Annotated in this window: 15 protein-coding genes; 5 read left to right on the top strand and 10 right to left on the bottom strand. The window is 61.3% G+C overall.

Annotated features, from left to right (window positions below; translation table 11 throughout):
* Positions 1-113: 113 nt before the first annotated feature.
* The 4 genes from MX657_RS03340 to MX657_RS03325 form a co-directional block, all read right to left on the bottom strand.
* On the bottom strand, positions 114-809 hold the full coding sequence (locus MX657_RS03340) for an ArsR/SmtB family transcription factor (RefSeq protein WP_346807301.1): 696 nt from the start codon (positions 807-809) through the stop codon (positions 114-116).
* Positions 784-1,179 carry an amino acid-binding protein gene (locus MX657_RS03335; RefSeq protein ID WP_346807299.1) on the bottom strand — a complete coding sequence of 132 codons (396 nt, stop codon included), beginning with the start codon at positions 1,177-1,179 and terminating at the stop codon, positions 784-786. Before MX657_RS03335 ends, MX657_RS03340 begins: the two co-directional genes overlap by 26 nt.
* A complete protein-coding gene (locus MX657_RS03330) occupies positions 1,172-1,495 on the bottom strand; it encodes an antibiotic biosynthesis monooxygenase family protein (protein ID WP_346807298.1) in 324 nt (107 codons plus the stop codon). The genes MX657_RS03335 and MX657_RS03330 overlap by 8 nt, the downstream gene beginning before the upstream one ends.
* A gap of 75 nt (positions 1,496-1,570) precedes the next feature.
* A complete protein-coding gene (locus MX657_RS03325; protein ID WP_346807296.1) occupies positions 1,571-2,986 on the bottom strand; it encodes an aldehyde dehydrogenase family protein in 1,416 nt (471 codons plus the stop codon).
* A gap of 100 nt (positions 2,987-3,086) precedes the next feature.
* On the opposite strand from MX657_RS03325, the gene MX657_RS03320 reads away from it, so the two are divergent.
* Positions 3,087-3,989, top strand: coding sequence for a LysR family transcriptional regulator (locus MX657_RS03320; protein WP_252002876.1), 903 nt, complete (start codon positions 3,087-3,089; stop codon positions 3,987-3,989).
* Here MX657_RS03320 and MX657_RS03315 read toward each other — a convergent pair.
* On the bottom strand, positions 3,976-4,455 hold the full coding sequence (locus tag MX657_RS03315; protein WP_010427243.1) for a carboxymuconolactone decarboxylase family protein: 480 nt from the start codon (positions 4,453-4,455) through the stop codon (positions 3,976-3,978). The genes MX657_RS03320 and MX657_RS03315 overlap by 14 nt on opposite strands.
* A gap of 101 nt (positions 4,456-4,556) precedes the next feature.
* On the opposite strand from MX657_RS03315, the gene MX657_RS03310 reads away from it, so the two are divergent.
* Positions 4,557-5,945 (top strand): PLP-dependent aminotransferase family protein, encoded by a 1,389-nt coding sequence (locus tag MX657_RS03310; protein ID WP_346807293.1) that lies wholly within the window; start codon positions 4,557-4,559, stop codon positions 5,943-5,945.
* Between the two features lie 57 nt (positions 5,946-6,002).
* On the opposite strand, the gene MX657_RS03305 is transcribed toward MX657_RS03310, so the two are convergent.
* The gene (locus MX657_RS03305; RefSeq protein ID WP_080328909.1) at positions 6,003-6,164 is read right to left on the bottom strand and encodes a DUF1127 domain-containing protein; all 162 of its coding nucleotides are present in this window, start codon (positions 6,162-6,164) and stop codon (positions 6,003-6,005) included.
* Between the two features lie 176 nt (positions 6,165-6,340).
* Between MX657_RS03305 and MX657_RS03300 the strand changes: the two genes are divergently transcribed.
* Positions 6,341-7,756: a PLP-dependent aminotransferase family protein gene (locus MX657_RS03300; protein ID WP_346807291.1), complete on the top strand. Its 1,416-nt coding sequence runs from the start codon at positions 6,341-6,343 to the stop codon at positions 7,754-7,756.
* Positions 7,757-7,847: 91 nt separating this feature from the next.
* Here MX657_RS03300 and MX657_RS03295 read toward each other — a convergent pair whose 3' ends face one another.
* The 3 genes from MX657_RS03295 to MX657_RS03285 form a co-directional block, all read right to left on the bottom strand.
* Positions 7,848-8,969: a cupin domain-containing protein gene (locus MX657_RS03295; protein WP_119916128.1), complete on the bottom strand. Its 1,122-nt coding sequence runs from the start codon at positions 8,967-8,969 to the stop codon at positions 7,848-7,850.
* Positions 8,970-9,104: 135 nt separating this feature from the next.
* Positions 9,105-9,707 (bottom strand): ATP-dependent Clp protease proteolytic subunit, encoded by a 603-nt coding sequence (locus MX657_RS03290; protein WP_028015368.1) that lies wholly within the window; start codon positions 9,705-9,707, stop codon positions 9,105-9,107.
* 63 nt (positions 9,708-9,770) lie between these two features.
* Positions 9,771-10,541, bottom strand: a complete 771-nt coding sequence (locus MX657_RS03285; RefSeq protein WP_346807288.1) for a DeoR/GlpR family DNA-binding transcription regulator — start codon at positions 10,539-10,541, stop codon at positions 9,771-9,773.
* Between the two features lie 81 nt (positions 10,542-10,622).
* Here MX657_RS03285 and MX657_RS03280 point away from each other — a divergent pair, with 81 nt between their 5' ends.
* Positions 10,623-11,009 carry a VOC family protein gene (locus tag MX657_RS03280; RefSeq protein WP_346807287.1) on the top strand — a complete coding sequence of 129 codons (387 nt, stop codon included), beginning with the start codon at positions 10,623-10,625 and terminating at the stop codon, positions 11,007-11,009.
* Between the two features lie 179 nt (positions 11,010-11,188).
* Positions 11,189-11,806, top strand: a complete 618-nt coding sequence (locus MX657_RS03275; protein ID WP_218728398.1) for a response regulator transcription factor — start codon at positions 11,189-11,191, stop codon at positions 11,804-11,806.
* A 3-nt stretch (positions 11,807-11,809) separates the two neighbouring features.
* Here MX657_RS03275 and MX657_RS03270 read toward each other — a convergent pair whose 3' ends face one another.
* On the bottom strand, positions 11,810-17,392 hold the full coding sequence (locus MX657_RS03270) for a trifunctional serine/threonine-protein kinase/ATP-binding protein/sensor histidine kinase (protein WP_346807286.1): 5,583 nt from the start codon (positions 17,390-17,392) through the stop codon (positions 11,810-11,812).
* Between the last annotated feature and the right edge of the window lie 2 nt (positions 17,393-17,394).

Genomic DNA, 17,394 nt, shown 5'->3' with positions numbered 1-17,394 from the left:
AGTTATCAGGGTAAGTATCAAGAAACGTGAGACGAAAGAGCAGGAATTGTGAAAGGCGTTACGGGAGGCGATTTACACGTAGGCCCGGTAAGCGCAGCGCCACCGGGCGTTTTTTAGCTGCTAAAAAATCGCTGAATAGCACTTTTTCCCGATGTCGTCACCACCACCTCCCTGTACCCCGCCACTCGCTGGATCCACCCTTTGCTTTCCAGATGAATAAGCAACGCCGCGCCCGCCTCACCGCCAAGATGAAACCGCCGCTCGCTCCAGTCCAGACAGGCGCAGCAGGCCTTGCGACGGGATTGAGAATTTATCGGAATCCCAAGTTTCAGAAACTGCTCCCGGCCATACAGCGTGAGCGCTGAACCATCTGCCTCCAGCCAGCCTTCCTCCTGCATAAAATCGTAGATCTTTACCGCCACCGTACCCGCCAGATGGTCGTAGCAGGTTCGGGCTTCCCGCATGGCCTTCGGCGCGGTGGTTTCCGGCGGCGCAATGCGGCCCCAGGAGAGTCCCATCATCTGTTCGACCAGCTCCGCCACGTCGTGCCCGGCCAGACGATAGTAGCGGTGTCGCCCCTGAGACAGGCAGGTGATCAACTTTCCCTCCACCAGCCGGGCGAGATGCCCGCTGGCGGTCGACGGCGCAACGTCTGCCGCGGTGCTCAGTTCGGTGGCGGTCCACGCCCGCCCGTCCATCAGCGCACACAGCATCTTCACGCGCGACGGATCGGCCATTGCCGCCGCCACCGCCGCCATGGCCTGCTCCAGCGCCGCGCCGTTATCAGTCGGTAAGCTTGTCTTTAACATGTGCCGCCCAGGGTTCGGTGATCTCTGCGGCCAGCTTATCATCATCCGTCAGCAGAATAAGGTGATTCGCATGGTCGCTGTACTGGGTTAGAACAGACACGCCGCGTGCCGCCAGCGCCGCCGCAATTTCACCTAACTCGCCGGGCCGCTCCTGTTTGAGTTTTCTGATAACCGGCCTGCGCACCGCCTGCACGGTAAACCCGGCCTCCATCAGCACACGGCGGGCTTTTTCCCCGTCCTCCACCAGAAAATGGGCTTCCGTACCGAAAACACCGCCGCCCTCAAGCCCCACGCCGTTGCGCCCTAACAGCTCTCCAAAGCGCGCCAGCTCGCCGGGCCCGTTGCTGAAAATCACGTGAACGTCATACATTCGCGTGCCCTCCCGTTTCGGAACTGTACTCCCGTACCAGCTGCGCTACGCGAATACGGTAGAAAGAGAAAATCGTCTCCCGCCCTTCGGCCTGCGCCGCCTGATGGAAAACGTTCTGCTTCCAGCGGCGGACGGCCTCTTCGTCCCGCCACCAGGAAAGGGACAGGATTTTGCCGTCGGTCGTCAGGCTCTGGAACCGTTCGATATCAATAAATCCGTCGATGTCGGCCAGCAAAGGCTTAAGCTCTGCGGCAAGTTGAAGATAGCGCGCCTGATGGGCAGGCGCGACTTTGGCTTCGAAAAGGACTGCAATCATGGGTGTCTCTCCGTTGTGAAGGTGAGGAGAGAATGCAGGATGGAAAAGCACAATGCTTCGGTAAAGAGCGAAGCTTTAGCCCACAACCGACCTCGGCTCCATAAACGCCCGGATCCCCCACTCGCCCATCTCGCGCCCCACGCCGGAGTGCTTAAACCCGCCAAACGGCGCTTTCGGTTCATGGGCAAGGGTGTTCACCAGCACGCGACCGGAGACAATCTGCTGCGCCACGCGGCGCGCGCGGTCCACATCACCGCCCATCACCATCGCACTCAGGCCGTAGTCCGTGTCGTTAGCAATGGCAATCGCCTCCGCCTCGTCACGGTAGGGGATTACGCACAGCACAGGGCCGAAAATCTCGTCACGGGCAATGGTCATCTGATTGTTCACGTCGGCAAACAGCGTCGGGCGCACAAACCAGCCGTCCCGCGTGCCCTCTGGCCGCCCTTCGCCGCCCGCCAGCAGGCGCGCCCCCTCCTCAACACCTTTGCGGATATAGCCCTGCACCCGCTGCCACTGCTTTTCGCTGACCATCGGGCCGACGTCCGTTGATTTATCGCGCGGGTCGCCGGATTGCACCGCCGCCACGGCATGCGCCAGCGCGGTTTCGATCTCCGCCTTGCGCGAGTAAGGCACCAGAATGCGCGTTCCGGCCACACACGCCTGCCCGCTGTTCATAAACCCGGACTGAATGACAAGCGGGATCGCCTGCGCCAGATCCACGTCATCGAGCAGGATCGTCGGCGATTTCCCGCCTAACTCCAGCGTCACGCGCTTAAAGCTTTCCGCCGCGTTGCGCAGGATCGCCTTGCCGGTATTCGTGGAGCCGGTAAACGAGATTTTGGCCACGTCCGGATGGCGGCTGATAGCGTCACCGACCGTTTCGCCGCGCCCGGTAACGATGTTAAACACGCCCGGCGGCAGGGCGGCATCGCGCAGCGCTTCTGTGACAATCTGCGTTTGCAGGGCGCTCATTTCGCTCGGCTTGATGACCGCCGTACAGCCCGCGGCCAGCGCGGCCGCCAGCTTGCCGCAGATAAACCCCGCGTCGCTGTTCCACGGCGTAATCAGCCCGGCCACGCCAAGCGGGGTCATCTGCACCGTGGCTGCACCCGCGGGGGTGACGAATTCAAACACCTCCAGCGCCTCAATGGCCTGAGCTATCACCTCCGCCGGATAGCTGGCCATCCACGCCGAGCGCGAAGCGGGCGCGCCGTACTCTTCGATGACCGCTTCCAGCAGATCGTCGTAACGAGCGGCCACGGCGGCGTGCATACGTTTTAGCGCGGCGATGCGCTCCTGCTTTGTCGTCTGCGACCACGCGGGGAACACTGCTTTCGCCGCCGCAATGGCGCGCGCTGCGTCAACCTCATCCGCCAGGCGTACCTGGCCGATGACCTGTGCCGTCGCCGGGTTGTACAAATCAAACCACTCGGTGCCGTGCGGGATAACAAATTCGCCGTTAATAAAGATCTGTTCGATGGTGTGCATATAAACCTCCTCAGGCTCTGTGAGCACAGTCTGGCACGGCTTCTCCGTTGCGATAATCCACGCTATGCTGCAAGGGTTGTTTCGATTTTCAGGATAATCTATGCATCGTTCAGGTCTGACAGAGCTGGAAGTGGTCATGGCGGTGGTGCGGCGCGGAAGCTTTCGCGCCGCGGCGCAGGAGCTGGGCATGTCTGCCACGGCGGTAAGCAACGCCATCGCCGGGCTGGAGAGCCGCCTTGATACCCGCCTCTTTAACCGCACCACCCGCAGCGTGGCCCTCACCGACGCCGGACAGCGCTACGTGGCGCGTATCGGCCCGGCCCTGCAGGCGATCCGTCTCGCCAGCGAGGAGATCCACAGCGACACCGGGGAACCCGCCGGTACGCTGCGTCTGAACGTGCCGAACCATATCGGCGCCCTGTTTCTGGACCAGCTGCTGATCGACTTTATGATCCGCTACCCGAAGATGCGCGTAGAGACCGTCAGCGAAGCGCGCATGATCGACATCGTCGCGGAAGGCTTTGACGCGGGGATCCGCCTTGAGGAGTCCGTGCCGCAGGACATGATCGCCGTGCCGCTGACCGGGGAGATCCGTCAGCTGGTGACCGCCACGCCGGACTATTTTGCCCGTCACGGTACACCGCAGACGCCGGACGATCTGCTTTCACATCAGGGGATCGGCATGCGCATGGCCCACGGCGGGATCTACCGCTGGGAGCTGGCGCGTCGGGGGGAAACGTACGCCCTTGCCGTACCACCGCGCTTTGCGACGTCCGATCTGTTTGCCTCGATCCGCGCCGTGAAAGCGGGATTAGGAGTAGGATTTTTGCCGGAACTGTATATCCGGGAAGAGCTTGAGCGGGGAGAACTGGTGAGCGTCCTAAACGACTGGGCGCAGCCCTTTGCCGGGCTGCGCCTGTATTACCCCGGCCATCGCCACGTTCCGCCAGGGCTACGGGCGCTGGTGGCGATGATCCGCGAGCGCGGAATTATTCCAGGTTAGCCTTATTCAGCCCGTAAGCCGCATCCAGCGAGCCGGGTTCCATGCGGGAGGTGATCCCCAGGCGGTTCCAGGCGTTGATCGCCACGATGGCGAAGTTCAGCTCTGAAATCTCCACGTCCGAGAAGTGCTCCGCCACGCTGCGGTACAGCGCGTCGCTCACCCCGTGCACGCCAATCTGGGTCAGCGCTTCGGTGAAGGCCAGCGCGGCTTTCTCCCGGGCGCTGAACAGCGGGGACTCGCGCCAGGCCGCCAGATGGTACAGGCGCAGCTCGCGCTCGCCGGCGATTTTGGCCTCTTTAGAATGCATATCCAGGCAGAAGGTGCAGCCGTTCAGCTGCGACACGCGAATGTCGATCAGGTGCTTCAGCGCCGGGTCGATGGAGGTTTTTGCCACCTCCATGCTCAGGGCAGACAGCGCGTTGGCAAGGGCAGGTGTGGCTTTATGGTGGTTAACGCGAGTGCTCATTGTCTTTCCTCTTTATGTGCGGCATGTGTCATGCGATGCGGCAAATCTACGCCGTTCATGACATAGTAAAAAGATACAAAAAGCGTTAAATTAGGTAGGACATGAAGCCGGGCTATCACGAAATTTATTCCCGCTATCGCGACAACATCATCCGCGGCGTGCTGAAGCCGGGCGATAAGGTGCCTGCCATCCGCGTGCTGGCGGAAGAGATGAAGGTGGCGCGTAAAACCGTCGAAACGGCGTACGCCATTCTGACGGGGGAAGGATATCTGGTGAGCCAGGGCGCGCGCGGCACGCGGGTCAACCCGGATTTACTGCTGCCGGACAGGGCTGCCCCGGCGGAACAGCCCACCGGAGCGCTTCCGGCCTCGCTTATCAGCCAGCGCGAGCGGGCCGGTTTTCTGCGCCCCGGCATCCCTGCCCTTGACAGCTTTCCGTATAAAAAATGGCTGCTGCTGGCGGGCCAGGCGACGCGCGCCATGCGTCAGGAGGAGATGCTCAACCCGCCCGTCCTGGGCTGGTATCCGCTGCGTCAGGCCATCGCCAGCTATCTCAATATCTCGCGCGGCTTGTCCTGCAGCGCCGAACAGGTGCTGATCACCAGCGGCTACAGCGGCAGCCTGCGGCTGATCCTCGACACCCTCGCCAGCCGCAGCGACAAGGTGGTGTTTGAAGATCCGGGCTACTTTATGGGCCAGCAGCTGCTGAAGCGGATCGTGCCGCGCCTGCACACGGTGCCGGTCGATCGTTCAGGTATCGACACGGAATACCTGCTCCGTCACCATCGCGACGCGCGTTTTGCCATCGTCACCCCGTCGCACCAGAGCCCGCTGGCGGTGACGCTCTCCCTGCCGCGCAAGCAGCAACTGCTCGACTGGGCCAGCCAGAACGAGGCGTGGATCATCGAAGACGATTATGACGGGGAGTTTCATTACACCCGCAAGGTGCTGCCGTCGCTGAAAAGCCTCGACCAGCACGACCGGGTGATCTTTATGGGCACCTTCAGTAAAACCATCATGCCGTCGCTGCGCATGGGCTACGTGGTGATGCCCGCCAGCACCGTCGGGGCGTTTACCGACTGCGCGGATATCACCACCAGCGGCCAGCCGGTGCTGACGCAGAAGATCCTCACCGCGTTTCTCAACGAAGGGCATTTTTTCCGTCATCTCAAGAAGATGCGCGCGCTCTATCAGACCCGCCGCGACTGGATGATTACCGCCCTGCGCGAGGTGTATGGCGACCTGTTTTTCACCGAGCAAAACGACGGCGGAATGCATATCGTGGCGTTCCTGAGCAAAGGGAGCTGTGACCGGGAAGTGGCCCGCTGCTGGCAGGAACAGCAACTGCAGGTGAATGCGCTTTCGGAGTGGTATCGCGGGTCCGGGAAGCGCTACGGGCTGGTGATGGGCTATAACAACGTGCGGTCGTATCAGGAGGCGCTGGATTTGCTGGAAAGGCCGAAGCGGCAGACGCTTGAACTGTTGAGCTGAACACCGCCGGGTGGCGGCTACGCCTTACCCGGCCTACGATCCACGGTTTATCTTCGCCTACACATCATTCCGCGACAACCCAACGTCCTTGAGCTGCTCGTCGCTCATCTGGCTCAGGATGCGGCGGGTACGGTTGATGCGATACCAGTTGCGGATCGTTTTGCCGATCCAGACAAACGCGACAAACGGACGTTTTGAACGATTCTCGTAGAATTCCATGATGCTCTCCTCACTGTGCCAGTGGGGTTATCATCCTGGAAATCGGCCTTCACAATACAGATTCAAAAACACCTTTTGTTTAACATACAGATCCGCTAAAACGGTATCTGCATGCCGTTTTTTGCGGCAATCTGTACTGGTTTAACAATCTGTATGGTGAAAACAAAGGATACAGCATGACGCGCTATCAACATCTCGCCAATCTTCTGGCGGAACGCATTGAACAAGGGCTGTATCGCAGCGGCGAACGTCTGCCGTCGGTACGCACGCTGAGCCAGGAGCACGGCGTAAGTATCAGCACCATACAGCAGGCCTATCAGATCCTCGAAAATCTCCAGCTGATCACCCCCCAGCCGCGCTCCGGCTATTTTGTCTCGAAACGCAAAGCCCAGCCGCCCGTCCCGGCGATGACGCGCCCGGTGCAGCGCCCGGTGGACGTTACCCAGTGGGATGAGGTGATGATGCTGCTGGACGCCCGCGCCGATAAAGAGATGATTTCGTTTGGCGGCGGCTCGCCGGACATCAACCAGCCAAGCCTGAAGCCCCTGTGGCGCGAGATGAGCCGCCTTGCGCAGCATAACCCGAGCGAGATGCTGAGCTATGACGTGCTCGATGGCCGCCTTGAGCTACGCGAACAGATCGCCCGCCTGATGCTGGACGGCGGCTCGACCGTCGCGGCGAACGAGATAGTCATCACCAACGGCTGCCACGGCGCGCTGTCGATCGCCCTGCTCTCGGTGTGTAAACCGGGAGACATCGTGGCGGTCGAGTCACCGTCGTTTCACGGCACCATGCAAATGCTGCGCGGGTTTGACATCAAGGCGATTGAAATACCCACCGATCCCGAGACCGGGATCAGCATCGAGGCGTTAGAGCTGGCGCTGGAGCAGTGGCCGATCAAAGCGGTGATTCTGGTGCCCAACTGCAATAACCCACTCGGGTTTATCATGCCCGAAGCGCGGAAAAAGCAGGTGTTAGCCCTCGCCCAGCGGCACGATATCGTGATTGTGGAGGATGATATTTACGGCGAGCTGGCGGCGGAGTACCCGCGCCCGCGCACCATTCACTCGATGGACATTGATGGCCGCGTGATCCTCTGCAGCTCGTTTACCAAAACCGTGGCGCCGGGCCTGCGCGTCGGCTGGATTGTGCCGGGGCGCTATTACGACCGGGTGATGCACATGAAATACGCCGCGGGCGGGTTTAACGTGCCGGGCACCCAGATGGCGGTAGCGGCGTTTATTCGCGACGGCCATTACCATCGCCACGTGCGCCGTATGCGCCAGATTTATCAGCAGAATATGGAAACCTATACCTGCTGGGTACGGCAGTATTTTCCGACAGAGATTTGCGTCACGCGCCCGCAGGGAAGCTTCCTGCTGTGGATTGAGCTGCCGGAGAAAGTCGACATGGTGTGCGTCAGCAAGCAGCTGTGTCGGCTGAAGATCCAGGCCGCGGCCGGGTCGCTGTTTTCCGCCTCCGGGAAGTACCGCAACTGTCTGCGGATCAACGTGGCGCTACCGCCGACGGACAAAAATCGCGAGGCGATGAGGAAGATGGGCGAAGCGATTGTGATTGCGATGGAGGAGTAGTGTTTTGCCGGGTGGCGGCTTCGCCTTACCCGGCCTACGTTCTTGCCCTTGTAGGCCCGGTAAGCGCAGCGCCACCGGGCAACAGGCCGCACTACTCGTCGAAGTACCAGTACCCCTGGTTAATCAGCCCGGTGAGCTCTTCAACAAACGCCGGGTTTTTCAGCGCGTCGCCCAGCTCGGCCTGACCGAGCTCGGTGTAGCGGCACAGCGCGTCCGCGCCCTTCGCGTCTACCGTCTCCAGCTGTTCGCTGTTGATGAAGAAGCTGCCGTTAACGTTCAGCACGCGCAGGCCGCTCAGGCGAGACAGCGTTTCGCCGCCCTGCAGCGCGTCCAGCACCTCTTCTGCTGAATACGGCGGCTCGGCGGCGGCGATATCCAGCTCGTGGCGCGGCGTCGAGACAAAGCTGCCGAACCATTTTGTGAAATCATCCGGCTTGCCGATCATGTCGATCATCATCTGACGAATGCGATCGAGCTCGTACTGCTCCACGCGGCCAGGGTGTTCGCGGCAGGTCAGATCCGGATCGCTGTAGTGCTCGCCGCCCAGATCGTTTTCCAGCGCATAATCGGCGAAGCTGCTGATCAGATCGCGACCGTTCGGCCCGCGGAAGCCGACGGAGTAGTTCAGCGCCGTCTCATGGGTAAAGCCGTCGTGCGGGAATCCAGGCGGGATGTAGAGGATATCGCCCGGAGCCAGATCTTCGTCGATGATCGGCTCGAACGGATCGACATGCAGCAGCGCCGGATGCGGGCAGAACTGACGCATCGGCAGCTTGTCGCCCACGCGCCAGCGGCGGCTCCCCATCCCCTGAATGATAAACACGTCGTACTGATCGATATGCGGACCCACGCCGCCGCCCGGCACGGAGAAGGAGATCATCAGGTCATCCAGACGCCAGTCCGGCAGGACGCGGAACGGACGCACCAGCTCCGCGGCGGGCATATGCCAGTGGTTCACCGCCTGCGCCAGCAGCGACCAGCCGGTTTCGCCCAGATCGTCAAAGTGCTCAAACGGACCATTGCTGGCCTGCCATTTACCGTTGGAATGGCTTACCAGACGACTATCGACTTCCGGCTCCATCGCCAGACCTGCCAGCTCGTCCGGGGTAATCGGGTCGACAAAATTCGGGAAGGCATTTTTCAGCACAACGGGTTGTTTTTGCCAGTATTTTTCAAGAAATTCCGGCCAGTTCAGGTTCAGTTGATACGCCATGGGTAGCACCAGTGAGAGGGGAAACAGGCGCGATTATAGGCAAGAAGGCAGAGGGGGAACTTGTCATGGGTCAAACGAGCGCGCGTAGGTCGGGTAAGGCGAAGCCGCCACCCGACGCGTACACGGCGTTAAATCTTAATCCAGGTTCAGCTCGTCGTAGTGGGTAATCAGCTTGCCCACGATGCCGTAGTCCAGCGCTTCTGCCGGAGACATCCAGTAGTTGCGGTCGGTGTCTTTTTTCACTTTTTCCAGCGGCTGGCCGGTGGCGTCAGCGATCAGCTTGTTCACGCGATCCAGCATGCGAATGATCTCGCGCGCTTCGATCTCAATATCCGTTGCCTGACCGCGCACGCCGCCCAGCGGCTGGTGGATCATAAAGCGGGTATTCGGCAGCGAGTAGCGATGCTCTTTCTTCGCCGCCAGGAAGATGGTGATCCCGGCGCTCGCCACCCAGCCGGTGCCGATGACGTGCACTTCCGGACGAATGAACTTGATGAAGTCATGGATGGTATCGCCCGCTTCCACGTGGCCGCCCTGGCTGTTGATGTACAGCTTGATCGGATCGTTGCTGACGCTTTGCAGCAGGATCATCTGGGTGATCACTTTCTGCGCCAGCTCCTGGTTGATCTCACCGGAGATGACAATCGAACGGGACTCCAGCAGTTTTTGCTGCAGAGCGCCCGCGCCGCTTGACCCTTCCGCTTTGTCCTTGTCGCTTTCTTTCAGTGTGTAGTGCATTGTTACGTCCTCAGCATTTAGCGCTCAAAACCAGAGTGTAGCCTGTTTTACCCGTGAAAGTCCTCAGGCGCACACAATGCGAACATCCTGCGCCGCCAGCGCGTCAAAAATGCCCTGTTCCATCCCCTCTTCCACCACCAGCACATCAATGTCGCGGCTCTTCGCGACCACAAAGCGCGCGACGCCGGGAAGCTTGTCTGCGGTCAGGGCCACGATGGTCTGGGTACTCTGGGCAATCACGGCTTTTTTAAACTCGCAGTCGGCAAAATCAAACCCCGTAAGCCCCGTCTCAGGATCCATCGCACAGCCGCCGATAAAGGCCTGATCGAAGATAATGCCCTGGATCTGGCTCGCCGCCGTGGCGCCAACCGTTCCGCCGGACGCTCGCTGGATCTGCCCGCCGGTGATGATTACCTCGCACAGAGGATGATGCAGCAGCTCCGCGGCAATGGCGGGTGAATTGGTCACCACCGTGACGTTGAGATCCGCCGGGAGAGCCTTCGCCAGCGCCAGGTTTGTTGTCCCCGCGTCGATAAAAATACAGCCTCCCGCCTGAATCAGCGTTGCTGCTTTCTGCGCGATTGTGTGCTTTTCTGCACTTATTTTCTGTTCCCGGCTGAAAAAATTTCCCGCATCTGGCAACTGAAGCACCGCGCCGCCGTAGACCTTTTTGCAATAGCCCTCTTTGCTAAGTTCATGTAAATCACGGCGAATGGTGTGCTCGGACACCTTCATCTGGCTCGCCAGCTCGGTACAGACCACCCTTCCGCTCTCCTGAAGGATCTGGCGGATCCGCTCTTGTCGTTGCTCCGGGAAAGCTGCATAATCGAGCATTGAAAGTCCTTTGAAAATTCTAATCGAGTATTAATGCGCATAATGTTGCATAACCGCGCAACACAAACAATGAGGGTAACAATGAATATTGCACATGTCGCACTCTGGACCCGCTGCCTTGAGGCCCAGGTTCAGTTCTGGGAAACGGTGTTTAATGGCCGCAGTAACGAACGCTACGTCAGCAAAAACCGTCCGGGGTTTGAATCCCACTTTATTACCCTGGATGACGGGCCGACCCTTGAGCTGATGACGCTGCCGGACCTGCCCGACGCCCCGTCGCACCCGGAGTTTGTCGGCTGGGCGCATATCGCCATCAATGTCGGCAGCAAGGCAAAAGTGGACAGCATGGCCGAGCGGGCGCAGATAAACGGCTCCCTGCTCAGCGCCCCGCGCATGACCGGGGACGGCTTCTATGAAGCGGTGATCGCGGACCCGGACGGCAACCGCATTGAGCTTGTCGGTGCATAAAAACAGCGTTTCGTTCCTTCACCGCCCCCGCCCCGGCTCGCTATACTTCATATGGTTATCATATTGTTAAATGATAATGATATTTAATGTGTTAAGATGAAAGTCAGCATAAACAGTCTCTTACGTAGCCGTAGTGACTGTTTGCATCCTCGACATTTAAATCAGCACCGGGGCGGTGAATGGAACACATTGTGTATGTGGTTGATGACGATGACGCCGTCAGGCAGTCCGTAATCGGGCTGCTTGAATCGGCAGACTTAAACGCCATCGGCTTTTCATCAGCAGAAACGTTTCTTCAACACCGGTTTGAGGATCTGCCGTCGTGCGTGATCCTCGATATGCAGATGCCCGCCATCTCAGGATTTGAGGTGGCTGACGCGCTCAAGGACAGCGGGCGCGAGATCCCGATTATTTTTCTCACCGGTCACGGCACCATCCCGATGTCGGTGCGCGCCATCAAAGGCGGCGCGTACGAATTTCTCACCAAGCCCGTTGAATCCGCCGCGCTGATCGACGCCATTGAATCCGCGCTGCAGCTGGCGGAAAACAACGCCGAGCGCAATAAAGAGCACTACGCCCTGAAGCAGCGCCATCTGTCTCTTACGCCGCGCGAGCACGAGGTGCTTGAACTTGCCATCAGCGGCAAGCTCAACAAGCAGATTGCCGCCGAGCTGGGCGTCAGCGAGATCACGGTGAAGGTGCACCGTCGCCGCGTGATGGAGAAAATGCAGGTGCGCTCCGTGGCGGAGCTGGTCAGGGCCGTCGAGCGCCTGACCAAAAGCCAGCCTGCAGAGTAACGTTTACCCTTCCTGCGCCGCCAGCGGCAGCGCAAAAGCAAACACGGTGCCGTGCGGATCGCGGCGGCGCGCGCTCAGCTTCCCACAGTGGCGCTCGATGATGCTGGCGCTGATGGTCAGCCCCATCCCCATCCCCTGCGGCTTGGTGGAGTAAAACGAGTCAAATATCTGCTCCAGCCGCTCGGGCTCAATGCCGCTGCCAGTATCGGCGATCTCAACGATCACTTTCCCCTCCGCGTTGGCGGTGCTGAGAGTGATGATGCTGCCGCGATCCTTCACCTCGGACATTGCCTCTACCGCGTTCATCACCAGATTCAGCAGCACCTGCTGGATCTGCACGCTGTCGCCGGTGATAAAGCTGTCCTGCGCCTTTAACAGATAATCAACGCTAATGTGTCTCTGCTCCAGCTCGCTGCGCGAAAGCGTGATGATATGGTGGATCAGGTAGTGCATATCGATGCGTGAGAAGGTGGGATCCTGCTTGCGGGTCAGGGACTGGATGCTGCGAATGATCTCCCCCGCACGCGCGCCTTCCGCAGCGATCTCCTCCAGCCCCTCCCGCACTTTATCCAGCCGGGCGGGCTCGCGGCTGAGCCAGCGCAGGCTCGCACCGGCGTTCGAGACGATCGACATCAGCGGCTGGTTGATCTCGTGGGCGATGGAGGAGGTCAGCTGCCCGACGGTGGTGGCGCGGGAAACGCGCGCCAGATCCGCCTGCGCGACCCGCATGGCATCCTCCGCGGCGCGCTGGCTGGTGATGTCGGTGATAATGCCGTAATACTCGTTCACCTCGCTGCCCACCCCCACCGGATCGCCAATCCCGAGGATGTATCGGGTTGAGCCGTCGGTACGCTTAACCCGAAACTCCGCGCGCATGGAGAGCCCGTCGCGCACGCTCTCAGTGACGATGGCGCTGATGCGCCCGTAATCGTCCTCATGGACGAAGGTCAAAAACTCCGCCATGGAGATCATCTTTTGCTGCTCGGGCAGGCCGAGAATGCGGGCGTACTCTTCCGAGACAAACATCAGATCCTGCTCCAGCTCCCAGCGCCAGCTGCCGGTGTGGCTGATCTGCTCGCCCAGCATCAGCGAGGTCTGGCTGGCGCGCAGCTCTTTCTCCACCCGGCGGCGCTGAATGTTCTCCGCCAGCAGCTCGGCGTAGAGCCGCGCCGTCTCCAGGGAGACCGCGGCCTGCGCACCCAGCAGGCTTACCACGCGCGAGTGCTCGGCGGTGAAGACCTCCGGCATCAGGCGATTTTCCAGGTAGAGCACGCCCACCAGCCGCGCCTGTTTGAACATCGGGACGCACATGACTGCCGCCCCCGAGGTCACCAGATAAGGGTCCTGGCTGAAGGGATGAAACTCCTCCGGCCTGCCGGTGCGGATCTCTTGCCCGGTGCGGATCACCGCCGCCAGCACCGACAGCGGCAGGTCGGTGGCCGTCGGCACGTCTTTAAGGATCCGCACCCGTACGCCCTCCGTACTGGTCCAGGCGCTGGCCTCAATCTCCGGAATGAGGCTCTCGCTCACGCGCAGCAGCAGGCCGCGCTGCGCCCCGGCGCGTTCGAGCAGGATGGTCATCAGGTTTTCGATCAGGCGCTCAAGGTTGATCTCTTCCGACAGCGCGCGGGAAGCTTTGATCACGCTCTGCAGATCGCGGATCGTCTCATTCTGGGCGAAGGCCACCGTGTCGTAGGCGCTGGCCTGCCCGGAGGCCAGCAGATGCGGGAAATCCTGCTCCAGCTGGCGCACCTTGGCCTGCGCGCCCGCGCGGCCCCAGGCGGCAATCGAGCCGCGGAAGTGCGCGTCCGAGGCGGTCGGATAGCCGCAGGCCAGCGCAAAGCGGCCCGCCAGCTCGTGGGCCAGGGCGTTGATCGGGTTAAAACCCCCCTCGCGGGAGAGCCGGACCGCTTTCTCGTACTGCTCAAGCGCGATGCTGTTCATCCCGTCCAGACGCACGATTTCGGCGTAGATCAGCGCCTCTTTATCCGCGAACGTGCCGGGATTAATGCGCGCCCAGAGGGCGATTTTATCGTAGTGGGCGTGAATGCTGCGGCGGTGATTGGCCGAGAAGGTCTCTGGCGTCAGCTGACGTGACAGCGCCAGCGCGCTGTAGAGATGGTAATCCAGCAGATGGATGTGCCCCGGCGCGGACCACGCGTACCAGCCCGCCATCTCGAGATCCGCCTGCGCGTCGGCATATTCACCGCAGGTAAAGTGCGCCATGCCGCGGTAGAGCCAGTACCAGAACAGCATGGTGGAGGTCTGCTCCGGCGCCTGCTCCGGCGACGCGGGAAGCAGCGCCTCCGGCAGCACCTGCGACGCGGTCCACGTGCCGATGACCGGCGTGCGCAAAAACTCCACGTAGGTACGCTGGAGCATCAAAATGGTCTCCACGTCCTGGAAGTGGGTTTTACGCACAAACGCCAGGCCGCGATCGATGCTGGTCAGCACCCCGTCCAGGTGATCGCCCCGCGAAAGGAAGTTAATCACCTGGTGGCAGGCCGCAAAGCAGGCCATCGTCATATCCCCGTGGGTCACCGCTGAGGTGAAGCAGGCCTTCGCGCACTCGATGGTAAACGATAAAGGCTGGGTCCAGACGCTGAGCTGGTCGAGCGGTAGCAGGGTTTTGGCTTCGAAGGCGTCGTAGCCGTGGCGATTGACCAGCTCGCGGGCCAGCGTGCCGTACTGAAACCCGAGGCGGTACTCGGCGTAGCGCTGGCCAATCAGCACGCCAAACCAGGCCATCGCCGTGGTGGAGGCGCCGGTAATGCCGTGGTCGAGGGTCAGGTGCATCATGCGGCAGAGCAGCAAAAAGTGCAGGCGCGGGCAGATGAAGCTGGCGCAAATGCTGGCGCTGTAGAGCAGGTTCATCACCGCTTCGGTTTCCGGGTTATCCATCCGAGACAGCTGGACAAAAAGGCTTTGCGGCGCGTCGACCGTGTGGTTGCAGAAGTGTTCCCAGGCCTCGTCGCAGTCGACGTCTTCCGGGTGGCGTCCAATCTGAATACCAAAAATCCCCAGCCAGCAGAGCGCCGCCTCCAGCGCCAGACGGCTATCCGACTGGCGAATGTACACCTCCACCAGCAGGTTCGCCGCCAGCGCCTTTTCGGTCAGCCCACCGGGGCAGCCGAGAATGGCGTCACACAACTCGCGGGTCCGCTCCAGATGCCCCAGCGCAAACTCACAGCCCGCCTCTTCGATATCAAGCATAAAGTCTGACACCGGCCCGGCATTGCCCAGCGCTCTGGCGGTCTGGATATAGCTCAGCGCCGAACGATAATCCCCCGAGCGCTTCGCCCGTCGCGCGGCCAGCAGGCTCAGCTCGCGGAACATCTGCCGCTGCGGTGCGGGCTGGATGCTGTCCAGCGCGGCCGTGACGTGGTGAACAGCGCGGAACAGCAGCTCGTTCCCCGCGGCCTGACGCGCGGCGTCGGCCAGCAGGCTGGCGGTGGTCAGGTGAAGATGGCTTTTCTCATGCCGATCCAGCATCGCAAAGGCCGCCTCCTGCACCCGGTCGTGGGTGAAGGCGTACTCTTTTTCCGTCAGCACGATGAGCTGGGCCATCACCGCCGGGTGCAGCGCATAGCGCATTTCCGCCATCGACATGCTGACCACGCGGCAGATCATCTCCATCTCGCCCGTGCCGCCGAGGCAGGCGAGGCTGCCCAGCAGGCGGCGCGTCTCGTCGGGCAGCTCTTCAAGCTGCTCCAGCACCAGGGTGACGACGTTTTCGGTGTAGTGTCGGGCGCGGATCGCCTGCAGATCGTAGTGCCACTTGTCCTGATATTTGTTATGCACCACCAGCCCGTCGTCGACGATGCGGCGGAAAAACTCGTGCACAAAGAGCGGGTTGCCGCCCGTCTTCTCGTGGATTAGCGTGGCGAGGTCGGTCGTCGCCGCGCTGCGGGTGCGAAATACCGTCGCCAGCCAGCGCGCCACCGCTTTCACGGAAAGCGCCTGCGGGACAATCTCGCTCGCGTTTTGCGCCGCCTCCGGCAGGCCTGCCAGCTGCGCCTGCAGGGCGTCGTCAGACACGGAGCTGATATCCCGGCGGGCCACGACCACCAGCAGCGGAACAGCGCCGCAGTTCATCAGCAGATATTTGAGCGTATGCAGGCTGGCCGCATCGCTCCACTGGAGATCGTCGAGCACCAGCACCAGCGGGCAGCCCTGAGAAGCAAAGGTTTTTACCAGCGCCAGCACCATATGGCTGAAGCGCGCCCGGGCATCAATGGAAAACGTATCCGCCGAGAAGCGCGGCTTGCTTTCAAGCAGCAGGCCCAGCTCGGGCACCAGGCTGACGGCCAGCGCCTCGTGCCCCTCCAGGGCACGCGACAGGCGGATTTTCCACTTCGCCACGTCCTCTGCGGGCAGCCCCAGCAGGTGCAGCGTCAGGCTGCGGAATGCGGAGCTTAATACGCCGTAGGGCAGCGACGGCGAAAACTGATCCACTTTGCCCACCGCCAGCAGCACCTTACGCTGCTGCAGCGTTTTGAGCGCCGTCGCGATAATTGAGGATTTGCCGATCCCCGACGGCCCGCCGATCGTCACCAGCTCCGGCACCAGGTTCTGCCTCACCCGCTCAAACGCGGCAATGACGTCATTCGCCTGCGGATGCGTCGCGAACAGAGAGTCCGCCAGATGGATCGCCGGGGTGCGGTCCTGCTGGCCGGGGATAAAGGCGACGATCTCGCCCTCGCAGGTCAGCGTCGCCTGGCAGCGTCGGAGGTCGGCAATCAGCCCGTCGACCGTCTGGTAGCGGTTATCGGGGTGCTTTTCCAGCAGCTTGAGGATGATGGTCGACAACATGCCCGGCACGTCCGGGCGGATCGCGTCCGGGGCCAGCGGCGCGGAGGCAATATGGTAGTGCGCCCAGTTGGTCTGATCGTCCTCCCCCAGCTCAAACGGCAGGCGTCCGGTCAGGAGTTCATACAGCACCATGCCGAGGCTGTAGAGATCGCTGCGGCCGTCGACGGGACGCTGGGTGCGGGTGGTGTGTTCCGGCGACATGTACGCGGGTGTACCGCCTGAAACGGCAAGCCGGGTCTGGGAGAAGGCACCGGAGAGGCTACAGGAGAGGCCAAAGCTGCCCAGACGGCAGGTGGCATCGTGATGAACAAAAATCGAGCCGGGCTTGATGTCGCCGTGGATCAGGTTTTGCAGATGCATCTGGCGCAGGGGAACGCAGATCTGGATCGCCATCTCAATAAAGCGCGCGATCCCCGAGATCGCCCTGCCCGCGCGCCGCGCCAGCAGCTCAAACGCAAACGGGGCGTACACCAGCGCGAAGCGTCCCCGGTACTGGGTGGAGGCGACGGCGCGGATGGCCCAGCTGTCCTGCAGCACGTCACGCAGCGCAAACTCGTTTTTCAGCAGCCGCGTGGCCCGCTCTTCCTCTTCGTCGCTCACCGCGGTGGCGATAATGAACGAGCCGCCTGAGTGAGGATGTCGCGCGTGCATCCAGGCGATACCGCCCTCCTGCGCCAGCACGGTAAAAATCACATCCTCTTTAAGGACAAAAACCCGCCCCTGGTGAAGATTCCCCTGGGCGGGCCAGAATGCAGGCTGCTCGTGTTCGTTCATCC

The organism is Enterobacter chuandaensis, from assembly GCF_039718975.1.
Classification (GTDB): Bacteria; Pseudomonadota; Gammaproteobacteria; order Enterobacterales; family Enterobacteriaceae; genus Enterobacter; species Enterobacter chuandaensis.
Note: the sequence above shows the minus strand (reverse complement) of the source record. Positions and strands in the feature narration are given on the sequence as shown.